Here is a 13,103-nt window from a genome sequence, read left to right on the forward strand (position 1 = left end):
CTTGTCAAGAAGTTGTAAACTTACCCTTCTTTTACACGAAGATTGATGACACTTGTAACATCTTGGTAGATTTTCACTGGTACATCAATCAAACCTACTGCTCGAATTGGTGCCTTTACTTGAATATGACGCTTGTCAATATTAATTCCAAATTGCTTTTGCAGTTCTTCTGCAATCTTCTTATTGGTGATTGAGCCAAAGGTACGGCCATCTGGTCCAACCTTTTCAACAAACTCTACAACAGTTTCTTCTGCTTCAAGCTTGGCTTTGATTGCTCTTGCCTCTGCTAACATCTCTGCATGAGCCTTTTCTTCTGATTTTTGTTTTCCACGCAATTCACCGATTGCCTGAGCAGTCGCTTCCTTAGCCAAATTCTTTTTAATCAGGAAGTTTTGGGCGTAGCCAGTTGGCACTTCCTTGATTTCGCCTTTTTTCCCTTTTCCTTTAACATCTGCTAAAAAGATTACTTTCATTCTTCTTTCTCCTTTTCCTTTAGTTCATCTAAGACAAGTTGAGTCAATTTGTCTCCAACTTCTGACAGACCCATATTCTCGATTTGTGCAGCAGCTAGATTAAAGTGACCACCGCCACCCAACTCTTCCATAATGCGTTGGACATTGATTTTACTGCGGCTTCGAGCTGAGATAGAGATAAATCCTTGTGTATTTTTTGCTAGAACGAAACTAGCCTCAATACCAGACATAGCCAACATAGCATCGGCAGCCTTACTGATGACAACCGTATCATAAGTAGTTGAGTCCTTAGCTTGGGCAATCAAGACATCTGCACCCAGCTTACGACCTTGTAAAATGAGTTCATTTACCTCACGGTACTCTTCAAAATCTGTCGCAGCAATCTCCTGAATTGCGATACTGTCGCTTCCCCGTGTTCTCAGATAGCTAGCCACATCAAAGGTTCGACTCGTCACGCGAGATGTAAAATTCTTGGTATCCAGCATCATACCAGCCATCAAAACACTGGCCTGCATACGACTCAAACGATTTTTCTTAGAATTTTGGAACTGAATCAATTCTGTTACCAACTCACTCGCACTACTTGCTCCACTTTCGATATAGGTGATGACTGCATTCTCTGGAAAATCCTGATCACGTCTATGATGGTCAATGACAATGGTTTGCGTGAATAGTTCATAAAAACCTTTGGACAAGGTCAAAGCCGTCTTGGAATGATCCACTAAAATCAACAAAGAGCGCTTGGTGACCAATCTCATCGCATCTGTAAGAGGCAAGAGTTTAGTGACTCCCTCTTTCCCCAAGAAGTTGACAGCCCGCTCAATGTCTGGCGACATTTGTTCTGCATCATAAACAGCATAGCTATTTTCAGTGATATTGCTCGCAAACAACTGCATGCCAACAGCAGAGCCCAAAGCGTCCATATCTAGATTCTTGTGACCTACTACAAAGACTTGGTCTACACTTCGAATTTTATCTGAAATAGCTGTCATCATGGCTCTGGTACGTGTTCTTGTTCTCTTAACGGAGGCTGCGGAACCACCACCAAAATAGATTGGGTTCTTGGTTTCATCATTTTCCTTGACAACCACTTGGTCCCCACCACGAACCTCAGCTAAGTTCAAGTTTCTTAAAGCAACTTTCCCTATCTCATCATGATTTCCATCACCATAAGAAAAGCCCATGCTCAAGGTCAATGGCAGCTGTCTCTGTTTTGACTCCTCACGAAAGGCATCAATCACAGAGAATTTATCATTCATCAAGCCCTCAAGAACTGTGTAATCAGTAAATAGATAAAATCGATCCATCCCCACACGCCGAGAAAACATAGCATATTGACCAGCAAACTCTGAAACAAAATTTGCCACAAAACTATTGATATGACTGATATCCGATTCGGAGGTTGCATCCTCTAAATCATCGTAGTTGTCTACCGAGATGACCCCAATCACTGGTCGACTGGTTACCAATTCGACAGTTGCTTCATATTCCCCTGAAACGTCAAAGAAATACAGGACACCCGCAACCTTGTCCATATGAACGGCATAGCGTGTTTCACCCAAGTTAGCATAAGAACCAGGGTTCCCCACAGAAGCCTTGATAATGGTTTGAATCAAGTCAACATCAATTTCGCCTTCTTCAGTCGTCAAAATCAACTCAGCATAAGGATTAAACCATTCGACTTCGCCACTAGATAAATCTAATTTCAGAACACCAACTGGCATTTGATCAAGCAGCGTGTTCAAGCTATCTTCCGCTTGATGGTTTACGTATTGGATTTGTTCAATTTCGCTCTTTTCATACTGTTTTTTTTGCCATACGAATAAAAGCAGATAAAGAAGTACAAATAAAAACAGGGCACTGATTGTTACAACATTATTTTGTGAAAAAATAATCAGTATTGTTAAGGTTCCGAAAGTCGCAATCCCTAGTAGAACCGCAGAAATCGGAGTTAAATTATTTTTTTTCATTCTAAACCTCTTGCGCATTATTATATCACAAAAGCCCTTAAAAAGCGACCTTTAAAAAGTGGTCAGCCTCCTTTTCCTTATTGATTTTTTATGGTTTTAATGCAAAAAGGAGAATAAGCTCATTATCCTCCTGCACATCTATATACTCTGGTTACTGTCACTTAACGTTCAACGATGAGGGCTGTTCCCATCCCTCCCCCGATACAGAGAGTTGCTAAACCAGTTTTAGCATCACGTTTCATCATCTCATGTACCAGAGTCACTAAGATACGGCAGCCTGAAGCTCCAATTGGGTGACCAAGAGCAATCGCGCCACCATTGACATTGACAATATCTGTGTTAAAGCCAAGTGTTTTCCCAACCGCACAAGCCTGAGCGGCAAAGGCTTCATTTGACTCAATCAAGTCAAGATCATCAACTGTCAAATTGCCTTTTTCAAGAGCCTTGCGAGTTGCATAAATCGGCCCACATCCCATCATCTTAGGATCCAAACCTGCACTTGCATACGAACGAATGCGAGCAATCACTGGAAGTCCTAATTCTTTAGCTTTTTCAGCACTCATGACCAAGACAGCCGCTGCTCCGTCATTGATACCTGATGCATTACCCGCCGTAACAGAACCGTCTTTTTTGAAAACAGGACCTAGCTTAGATAAACTCTCCAAGCTAGCATCTTTTCTAGGAAATTCATCTGTATCAAAGACGATAGGATCGCCTTTGCGTTGAGGAATAACCACCGGAACAATCTCTTCCTTAAAGCGTCCAGATTCTATAGCCGCTACTGCTCGTTTTTGTGATTCCAAAGCAAGAGCATCTTGATCATCCCGGCTAATACCATATTCTTCGGCCACATTCTCGGCTGTAATCCCCATATGGTATTCGTTAAAGGCATCAGACAAACCGTCCTTAATCATGGTATCTACAACTTTCGAATCGCCCATACGGCCGCCCCAACGGAAGTTTGGCAAAACATATGGAGCCTGACTCATATTTTCTGCACCACCAGCCACGACAATATCTGCATCGCCGCACTGAATCGCTTGAGCAGCTAACTGAACTGCCTTTAACCCAGAACCACAAACCTTATTAATGGTAAAGGCTGGTGTAAATTCAGAGAGTCCCGCATGAATACTCATTTGGCGAGCCACGTTTTGGCCTAAACCTGCGCCTAGGACATTCCCCATAATCACTTCATCTACCTGCTCTGGTTTAATATTCGCTTTTTCCAAAGCGCTCTTAATGACCAAAGATCCCAAATCAACAGCAGAAACATTCTTCAAGCTCCCACCAAAGGAACCTAAAGGAGTTCGCACCGCCGAAACAATCACCACGTCTTTCATGACTATCTCCATTTATACCTTGTATAATGATGCAATACAAAAGTGGTTTACAATTGTGTAAACCACTTTTACATAGTTGTCAAGATTTTATGATTCCTTAACTTCTAGCAAACCAACTTCACCATCCTCACGGCGATACAAAACATTTGTTGTTTGATCTTCTACGTCTACATAGATAAAGAAATCATGTCCCAACAAGTCCATTTGAAGAAGAGCTTCTTCCAAATCCATTGGTTTTAAATCAATTTGTTTTGAACGAACCACTTTTGGCTGCACAACATTTGCATCTTCAACTAGAGCATCTGTAAAGAGTTGGCTTGTTGCAACCTTATTTTTATTCTTGCGTTCGATTTTTGTTTTATTTTTACGAATCTGACGCTCAATTTTATCTGTTACAAGATCGATAGAACCATACATATCTTGAGAAATATCTTCTGCACGAAGAGTAATTGAGCCAAGTGGAATTGTTACTTCAACTTTTGCTGTTTTTTCACGGTAAACTTTCAAGTTGACACGTGCATCCATCTCTTGTTCAGGTTGAAAATATTTTTCGATCTTTTCGAGTTTAGAAACTACATAATTGCGAATTGCTTCTGTTACTTCTAGGTTTTCACCACGGATACTATATTTAATCATATAAGTACCTTCTTTCTAAACATTTTTATTTTTCTAGCTATATTATAACGCTTTCATTTTCATTTTGCAAATTTTTCCTCATCTTACAAGAGAAAAAGTTTTGACTTCCAAAACACCTCCCTCTTCAAAAAGTCGCTTCACACGATTAATAGTCGCCCCTGTCGTATAGATGTCATCAATGAGCAAAATCTTCTTAGGAAGAGGGGCTTCCGTTTTGATATAAAAGGGAATTTCAGTAGCTAATCGTTCTGAGCGATTCTTAGAAGAACTAGCCTTCTCTTCTCTTTTCCCTAGTAAGTCTTGAAAGGAGAACCCTGCTGCCTCAACCAAACCTTCAACCTGATTAAATCCTCTCTCAAGCAATCTTTCAGGACTTAGGGGAATTACCACAAATTCATAGTCTCCATACTTTTTCAACTCATTAGTAAGAACAGGAGCAAAATCTTTCTAAGCAGAAAATCCCCATCAAACTTATATCGACTGAAAAAGTCTTTCATAGCTTGATTATAGGTAAAAATCGCCTTATGATCAACCTGAACTCCTTCTTTACACCAAAGTTTACAATCTTGACATTGAGTTGACAACCCTCTTTTCATGCAGTTTGAACAATGGTCTTCACCAATCTTCTCAAAAGTAGGATCACAAGCTGAGCAAAGATAGTTGCACTCATTCTTCAAAAGAAGGAGATGACTAAAAGTCAAGTCACTCTTTGTTGACTGGCCACATAATAAACAATTCATAATCCCGCCTCCTTGTTCATCTGTTTGATTTCCTTAATTGCCTTTTTGATGGAAATATTTAATCCATCATGAAAGAAGAGCAACTCACCAGTTGGTCTATCCATACTACGCCCAACTCGCCCTCCAATCTGAATCAAGCTAGACTTGGTAAAGAGACGATGATTAGCTTCTACAACGAAAACATCCACACAAGGGAAGGTAACTCCACGCTCTAAAATTGTCGTACTGATAAGTATCGTCAACTCTCCATCTCGAAAAGCTTGCACCTGCTCTAATCGATTTTCTGTGACAGAGGACACAAAGCCGATATTTTCATTTGGAAACTGTTCCTGCAATATTTCTTTTAGTTTCTCGCCTTTTTTAATTTCTGATGCAAAAATCAGCAATGGATAACCTGTTCTTCTCTGTTTCTCAATGTAAGTCTTTAACTTAGATGACAACTGACTTTTCTCTAAACAGCGATTAAAATCCGATAACCAAACTGGATTAGGAATGATCAATGGATTTCCATGAAATCGTCTTGGCAAGCTCAACCTTTTTAATTCTCCTGTGCGAACCATCTTATCTAACTCATCTGTAGAAGTTGCTGTAAGAAATATCTTTACCCCCTCAATCTTTACACACTTGTTTACAGCGTAGTAAAGCACAGGATTGTCAACATAAGGAAAGGCATCTACTTCATCCACTATCAACAAATCAAAAGCATGATGAAATTTTAACAGCTGGTGAGTTGTTGCAACAACTAGTGGAGTTCGAAAATAGGGTTCTGATTCGCCATGGAGCAGTGCTATTCTACAAGCAAAATCATTCTGCAGTCGTTTATACAACTCCAAACAAACATCGATTCGAGGACTGGCCAAACAAACTGAACCACCATCATTAATCACTTTGGCTACAACTTGATAAATCATCTCTGTCTTTCCAGCTCCTGTGACAGCATGAACTAAGGTCGGTTCCTGCTTGTCTACCGCTTGAAGCAGTCCCTCTGAAACTTTTTCTTGAAAAGGTGTTAACTGACCACGCCATTTGAGAACATCTTGTTTAGGAAAATCCTCCTGAGGAAAATAGTATAAAGCTTGATCGCTCCTGACGCGCTTCATCAACAAGCATTCCCGACAATAGTAAGCCCCAATGGGCAAATACCAATCTTCTAGAATAGAACTGTTGCAACGTTGACAAAACAGTTTTCCCTTCTCTTTTCTCATACTAGGAAGTTTTTCTGCTAACTGACGTTCTTCTTCTGTTAATTCTTTCTCAGTAAACAAGCGACCGAGATAGTTTGGATTTACTTTCATACTTCTTTATTCGTAAATATCTAGCGCTTTTGGTATTTTTTTAGTACAATTAAATCATGGAATTTAGAACAATTAAAGAGGATGGGCAAGTCCAAGAAGAAATTAAAAAGTCACGCTTTATCTGTCACGCAAAGCGTGTCTATAGTGAAGAAGAGGCTCGTGACTTTATCACTGCTATCAAAAAAGAACACTACAAAGCCACCCATAACTGCTCTGCTTTTATTGTAGGGGAACGCAGTGAGATCAAGCGTACGAGTGATGATGGCGAGCCTAGTGGTACCGCTGGATTCCCAATGCTTGGCGTCTTAGAAAATCATAATCTTACTAATGTCTGCGTAGTGGTTACTCGCTACTTTGGGGGGATTAAGTTAGGTGCTGGTGGTTTGATTCGTGCTTATGCAGGAAGCGTAGCCTTGGCAGTCAAAGAAATTGGCATTATTGAAATCAAAGAGCAGGCTGGCATAGCCATTCAGATGTCTTACGCTCAATACCAAGAGTACAGTAACTTCCTTAAAGAACATAATCTCATGGAGCTGGATACAAACTTTACAGATCAAGTTGATACAATGATTTATGTTGATAAAGAAGAGAAAGAAAATATCAAGGCTGCTCTTGTGGAGTTTTTTAATGGAAAGGTTACTTTAACAGATCAAGGTTTACGAGAAGTTGAAGTTCCTGTAAACTTAGTGTAAATAAAAAATATAAATAGTACTTACTAAATTTATTCGCAAATTTACAGCTTAGATGCTTGATATAAAAAAATCCTATCGCTTCGATAGGATTTCTATATTTTACAAATAGCCGAGAGCACGTTATACTAGTATCATCTTATACAAAGAGGTACATCTATGACTATTTATAACAATATCACTGAACTAATCGGACAAACACCAATTGTTAAACTCAACAATATCGTTCCAGAGGGTGCTGCAGATGTTTATGTAAAACTTGAAGCTTTTAACCCTGGATCGTCAGTAAAAGACCGTATTGCCCTTAGCATGATTGAAAAAGCGGAACAAGATGGTATTCTAAAACCGGGTGCTACCATTGTTGAAGCAACGAGTGGAAATACTGGTATCGGACTTTCTTGGGTAGGTGCTGCTAAGGGATATAAAGTTGTTATCGTCATGCCCGAAACGATGAGTGTGGAACGACGTAAGATTATCCAAGCCTATGGTGCTGAACTCGTCCTTACTCCTGGTAGCGAAGGAATGAAAGGGGCTATTGCTAAAGCTCAGGAAATCGCTGCTGAACGTGACGGCTTCCTTCCGCTCCAATTTAATAATCCAGCTAATCCTGAAGTACACGAAAGGACAACAGGAGCTGAAATTCTAGCTGCTTTCGGTTCTGATGGTTTAGATGCCTTTGTAGGTGGTGTTGGTACCGGTGGAACGATCTCCGGTGTTTCTCACGCTCTTAAAGCAGCAAATCCAAATATTCAAGTTTATGCAGTAGAAGCAGATGAATCTGCGATCTTATCTGGTGAAAAACCAGGGCCTCACAAAATTCAAGGCATCTCAGCTGGATTTATTCCTGAAACACTTGACACAAAGGCCTATGATGGTATCGTCCGTGTAACATCAGATGATGCACTTACGCTTGGTCGTGAGATTGGCGGAAAAGAAGGCTTCCTTGTTGGGATTTCCTCAGCTGCAGCAATTTATGGAGCAATTGAAGTTGCCAAAAAATTAGGTACAGGTAAGAAAGTACTTGCTTTAGCACCGGATAACGGCGAACGTTATTTGTCTACAGCACTCTATGAATTTGAAGTGTAGTCTCCTAAATGCACTTAGCCCTTATTAAAGGGCTTTTTGTTTACTCATAACAGAGTCTACTCTCTAGACCAAAAGAAAAAGGAAGCAAATCACTTCCTTTTCTATTAATTATTCAAGGCTGCTGCCATTGTAGCTGCAACTTCAGCTTCGAAGTCATTTGCAGCTTTCTCAATTCCTTCACCAACTTCAAAGCGAGCGAACTCAACTACTGAAGCATTTACTGATTCAAGATAAGCTTCAACTGTCTTGCTGTCATCCATGATGTAGACTTGTGCAAGAAGTGTGTATGCCTGGTCAACTTTAGTATTGTCAAGCATGAAGCGGTCCATTTTACCTGGGATGATTTTGTCCCAGATTTTTTCTGGTTTGCCTTCTGCAGCCAACTCAGCTTTGATGTCAGCTTCAGCTTGAGCGATTACTTCATCAGTCAATTGTGCTTTTGATCCATATTTCAAGTGTGGAAGAGCTGGTTTGTTAACCATTGCACGGCTTTCGTTGTCTTGATCAATTACGTGGTTCAATTGTGCCAACTCATCTTTAACGAATTGAGCGTCCAATTCTTTGTATGAAAGAACTGTTGGTTTCATCGCTGCGATGTGCATAGAGATTTGCTTAGCAAGAGCTTCGTCTCCACCTTCAATAACTGAGATAACACCGATACGACCACCGTTGTGTTGGTAAGCTCCAAAGTGTTGTGCATCTGTTTTTTCGATTAAAGCAAAACGACGGAATGAGATTTTTTCTCCGATAGTTGCTGTTGCAGATACATACGCTGCTTCAAGAGTTTCACCTGAAGGCATTGTCAAAGCAAGAGCTTCTTCATTGTTAGCTGGCTTTCCTTCAGCAATTACTTTAGCTGTAGCGTTTACCAAGTCAACGAATTGAGCATTTTTAGCAACGAAGTCAGTTTCAGCGTTTACTTCAATTACTGCTGCAACGTTACCGTTAACATAAACACCAGTCAAACCTTCTGCAGCAACACGATCAGCTTTCTTAGCAGCTTTCGCCATACCTTTTTCACGAAGCAATTCAATCGCTTTTTCGATGTCACCGTCTGTTTCTACAAGCGCTTTTTTAGCGTCCATAACACCAGCACCAGATTTTTCACGCAACTCTTTTACGAGTTTAGCTGTAATTTCTGCCATTTTGATTCTCCTATATTTTTTAAAAATAGGAGAGCCGGGCTAAGCCCCGCCCTCCTAGGTAATTACTATTTATATGAATTAAGCGTTGTCGCCTTCTACAACTTCAACGATTTCTTCGATTGAGTCTGCTTGAGCTTCTGAAGCTGCAAATTCTGCTTCAACTGCTGCTGCATCTTCACCTTGACGTCCTTCAATGATAGCGTCAGCCAATTTAGCTGTGATCAATTTAACCGCGCGGATAGCGTCATCGTTAGCTGGGATGATTACATCGATATCGTCTGGATCAGTGTTTGTGTCAACCATCGCTACAACTGGGATACCCAATTTTTTAGCTTCTTTAACAGCGATTTGCTCTTTATGTGGGTCAACTACGTACATTACATCAGGGATACGAGGCATGTCTTCGATACCACCCAAGAATTTTTCAAGACGTGCACGTTGTTTGTTAAGAAGTGCAACTTCTTTCTTAGGAAGAACGTCGAAGATTCCTTCTTCTTCCATACGTTTGATTTCTTTCAAACGAGCAATACGTTTTTGGATAGTTCCCCAGTTAGTAAGAGTTCCACCCAACCAACGGTGGTTGATGTAGTATTGACCTGAACGTACAGCTTCTTCAGCAACAGCGTCAGCAGCTTGTTTCTTAGTACCAACAAACAATACAACTGCATCGTTAGCTGCTGCATCACGCATAAAGTCATATGCTTGGTCAGCGTATTTTACAGTTTGTTGCAAGTCGATAACGTGGATTCCGTTACGCTCAGTAAAGATGTACTTAGCCATCTTAGGGTTCCAGCGACGAGTTTGGTGACCAAAGTGTACACCAGCCTCAAGAAGTTGTTTCATTGAAATTACTGCCATGAGTATTTCTCCTTTTTGTTTTTTTCCTCTCCTCGACTTCAACTTGCAAAACGACCCGAGGGCAACAGTCTCACAATTCATCAAGAATGAGTATTATCGTTTACACGACAAGTTCTATTCTATCATATTTCAACAGTATTTTCAAGCTATTTAGTAGAATTTTAGTAGGACTTTCGGATAAAAACATTAAAAGAGACTCGATTGAGTCTCTTCGTTTTATACATTAGTTTGGATAGATGTATGTTACGTAACCTTCAGAAGTTGTAGTTGGGTTGAACCATCCACGTTTGTTTCCGATTGTACGATCTCCACCGTAGTTTGATTCTGATACTTGAATACGAGTTGATGATGAAACTGCTGTAACAACCGCTACGTGTCCATAACCACCATCATTCCAACATGCAATCGCACCAACTTGTGGAGTTGAACCTGTACGGAATCCTGCTGCAGCTGCACTTGTTGCCCACTGAGCTCCGTTGCCCCAGTAATCTCCAGCCCAAGGTGCCAATGTTTTAGCTCCCCAAGTACATTCACCAGTTGGATAACTTGAAGCATTTGAGCTGTAAGTTGGGCGTTGTCTAGCAGGCGCTGGCGCTGGAGTGTAGCTTGAATCCTCATCGTCAGTTGTTGATGTTGCCTGTACTTGAGCTGAGAAACTTGTGTTTCCAGAAGCAACAACTGACTGCTGTTGGCTTGTTTGACGTGCTCTGTAAGCTGCTTCTGCTTCTGCTGCAGCACGTGCTTCTGCCTCTGCTGCTGCTTTCTTCTCTAGCAAACTAGCTTTTTCACCTTCTGCAGTAGCTTTTTCAGCAGCAAGATTCAACTCTGCAACCTTCAACTCAGCTTGCTTAGTTGTCAATGCCTGCGCATCATCAGCCAGTTTTTGTTGGTTAGCAATAACCGTATTGATTGCTTCATTATTGGCTACTTGTTTATCAGAAATTGCTTTTTTATCAGCCTTTTGTTGCTCCAACATTTTGTTGTTAGCCGATACAATCTCGCTCATTGCAGCAACACGCGAAATAGCTTCTGTGATTGATTTTGAGTTTACAATTGTATTAATGTAGCTAGTCGCAGCTCCATTTGTCTGTGCGCTACGTGCTTGTTTTTCTAAAGAAGCATTACGAGCCACGATATTTTTAGAAAGCTCTGTAATTTCTCCCTCAAGTTTTTTAGATTCAGCTTGTAATTTTTCGTTTTCAGCTTGCAAGCTTGCTTGCTCTGCTTGAATTGTTGAAACTTGACCTTGGATTTGATCCACTTGCTTTTGAGCTTCTTGTTGTTGCTCTGTTAAACTGCTAATTTTATTATCTTGAGCAGCAATTTTTTCATCAGTTGTTTCTGCACGAACAGTTGTCAATACTGCCGTTTGTGAGACCAATACTGTACTTAACAAAAGTGACGCTAAGATTTTTTTCTTCATATTCTGTCGATACTCCTTCTATTTGAGACATTACTAGTATACCAAAAAAAGACATAATAAATATTACGCCTTTGTTACATTTATATTTCTTTCTCATAGATAATATTTTTCAAAAATGTATTGGAAAATCGCCATCCATAAGAAGTTCAGAATCATTGAAGGGACAAGGCTATAGACAATGAAAACCGGCATAGAATCTACAGTCAGTCCCACAGCAAGAGCCAAAAGATAGCTCCCCATATCAAACAGAAAACTGATCACAATAATGGTCAACATCCTTGTCCAACGATTTGTCAAAATCACGCTGTTAAACTTGTGGAGCGAAGCACCTATCAAAATAAACAAAAGCGTGGCAATTCCAATCAAGTGGAAAAAATAAATATCATAAACCAAGCCCACTATAAAACAATAGGCTAGGTAGAGATATTCCGATACTTCGATTGTCTCAAATAAGAGAAACAAAAATAGAAAATGACTGGCTAAATGAAAGTGGGGGAAGAAGGATCCCACCAATTGACTAATATGAGCATCAATTAGCACGACAAAAGGGAGTAAAAAGAATATACCAACTTGTTTAAACAGTCTCATTGCTAATTCCCCACTAACTCTACCACATGAAGATCTTTGATATCAGCACTTAACTTTACAGTTACCTCTCGTGTTAGATAGTCACTGCTGTGCGTTGTACCAACAATCTCTCCAACAGGAATATCTTTGACATTAAAGTTTCCTAGCCCCCCTGTAGTCACCTTATCTCCAGCACTGATGTCACTATTACTATTTAATTGACTGATTTTAAGCAGTTCAGTTTCCTTGTCATAACCAACGATGATTCCGTATATTTCAGTAGAACCATGCAGGATTTTAACAGAAATTTTGTCGGAATTTTCAGTGTTTGTCAATAAGTTGACCGTTGTTGAATGCTCCTCTACTTTTGAAACACTACCAACCAATCCACCATTTGCAATGACCAACATATTTTCAGAAACTCCTTTTGAACTTCCCGTATCAATTGTTAACTCTTGCTTCCAAGATACTGGAGCACGCATAATCACATCTGCTGCTAGGATTTTTGTAGCCTGTAATTTTGAGTTCATCTCTAGCAACTGACGTAGTTGTTCATTTTCTGTTTTTAAACGTTCTGATTGATTAGACTCCACCTCTAATTGATAGAGTTGTTTTTTCAGACTTTCGTTTTCATTGTAAGTCTGTGTCAAATGTCCCAAATCTGATTTGAAAGCATCAAACCACTGAAAAGGTTTTTGAACAATTCTATCTACTAAGGAAATCCCATCTCCTAGTTTTGTCACAATAGCACTTGAATAGGTTGTCACTAATAGTACAGAAACTGCCAGAACTGTGACAAAAACGATGATTAGATATTTTGATTTTTTAAAACGGTTCATATTACTACCTTTATACTAAAAACCTGCTACTGTGAGCTTATT

General features: G+C 40.0%; 12 protein-coding genes and 1 pseudogene. 2 read left to right on the forward strand and 11 right to left on the reverse strand.

From position 1 onward, the window contains the following. Window positions 1-20 precede the first annotated feature (20 nt). The 6 genes and pseudogenes from rplI to D8801_RS04435 all read right to left on the reverse strand — a co-directional run bounded on the left by rplI (window position 21) and on the right by D8801_RS04435 (window position 6,454). Entirely contained in the window at window positions 21-473 is a 453-nt protein-coding gene (gene rplI / locus D8801_RS04410) for a 50S ribosomal protein L9 (RefSeq protein WP_000864206.1), read from the reverse strand. Beyond that, window positions 470-2,443 (reverse strand): DHH family phosphoesterase, encoded by a 1,974-nt coding sequence (locus tag D8801_RS04415; RefSeq protein ID WP_125453763.1) that lies wholly within the window; start codon window positions 2,441-2,443, stop codon window positions 470-472. Before D8801_RS04415 ends, rplI begins: the two co-directional genes overlap by 4 nt. A 161-nt stretch (window positions 2,444-2,604) precedes the next feature. Further along, entirely contained in the window at window positions 2,605-3,783 is a 1,179-nt protein-coding gene (locus D8801_RS04420; RefSeq protein ID WP_125453764.1) for an acetyl-CoA C-acetyltransferase, read from the reverse strand. A gap of 87 nt (window positions 3,784-3,870) precedes the next feature. Then, window positions 3,871-4,419 carry a ribosome hibernation-promoting factor, HPF/YfiA family gene (gene hpf / locus D8801_RS04425; RefSeq protein ID WP_125453765.1) on the reverse strand — a complete coding sequence of 183 codons (549 nt, stop codon included), beginning with the start codon at window positions 4,417-4,419 and terminating at the stop codon, window positions 3,871-3,873. A gap of 78 nt (window positions 4,420-4,497) precedes the next feature. After that, window positions 4,498-5,159, reverse strand: a pseudogene (locus tag D8801_RS04430) (ComF family protein). Beyond that, window positions 5,156-6,454 (reverse strand): ATP-dependent helicase ComFA, encoded by a 1,299-nt coding sequence (locus D8801_RS04435; protein ID WP_125848140.1) that lies wholly within the window; start codon window positions 6,452-6,454, stop codon window positions 5,156-5,158. Before D8801_RS04435 ends, D8801_RS04430 begins: the two are co-directional and overlap by 4 nt. Before the next feature lie 56 nt (window positions 6,455-6,510). Here D8801_RS04435 and D8801_RS04440 point away from each other — a divergent pair, with 56 nt between their 5' ends. Beyond that, the gene (locus D8801_RS04440) at window positions 6,511-7,146 is read left to right on the forward strand and encodes a YigZ family protein (RefSeq protein ID WP_125848142.1); all 636 of its coding nucleotides are present in this window, start codon (window positions 6,511-6,513) and stop codon (window positions 7,144-7,146) included. Between the two features lie 156 nt (window positions 7,147-7,302). Continuing rightward, a complete protein-coding gene (gene cysK, locus D8801_RS04445; protein ID WP_093586276.1) occupies window positions 7,303-8,229 on the forward strand; it encodes a cysteine synthase A in 927 nt (308 codons plus the stop codon). A 104-nt stretch (window positions 8,230-8,333) separates the two neighbouring features. On the opposite strand, the gene tsf is transcribed toward cysK, so the two are convergent. The 5 genes from tsf to mreC form a co-directional block, all read right to left on the reverse strand. Continuing rightward, entirely contained in the window at window positions 8,334-9,374 is a 1,041-nt protein-coding gene (gene tsf, locus D8801_RS04450) for a translation elongation factor Ts (protein ID WP_093586278.1), read from the reverse strand. A gap of 78 nt (window positions 9,375-9,452) precedes the next feature. Beyond that, window positions 9,453-10,232 (reverse strand): 30S ribosomal protein S2, encoded by a 780-nt coding sequence (gene rpsB, locus D8801_RS04455; RefSeq protein ID WP_002876048.1) that lies wholly within the window; start codon window positions 10,230-10,232, stop codon window positions 9,453-9,455. A gap of 223 nt (window positions 10,233-10,455) precedes the next feature. After that, window positions 10,456-11,655 carry a peptidoglycan hydrolase PcsB gene (gene pcsB / locus D8801_RS04460; protein ID WP_125848144.1) on the reverse strand — a complete coding sequence of 400 codons (1,200 nt, stop codon included), beginning with the start codon at window positions 11,653-11,655 and terminating at the stop codon, window positions 10,456-10,458. Between the two features lie 93 nt (window positions 11,656-11,748). Continuing rightward, complete coding sequence (gene mreD, locus D8801_RS04465; protein WP_125848146.1) at window positions 11,749-12,243, reverse strand: rod shape-determining protein MreD; 495 nt, start codon at window positions 12,241-12,243, stop codon at window positions 11,749-11,751. Window positions 12,244-12,245: 2 nt separating this feature from the next. Next, window positions 12,246-13,061, reverse strand: a complete 816-nt coding sequence (gene mreC / locus D8801_RS04470) for a rod shape-determining protein MreC (RefSeq protein WP_125848147.1) — start codon at window positions 13,059-13,061, stop codon at window positions 12,246-12,248. Between the last annotated feature and the right edge of the window lie 42 nt (window positions 13,062-13,103).

This window comes from Streptococcus oralis (genome assembly GCF_003943415.1).
In the GTDB taxonomy this organism is placed as follows: domain Bacteria; phylum Bacillota; class Bacilli; order Lactobacillales; family Streptococcaceae; genus Streptococcus; species Streptococcus oralis_BJ.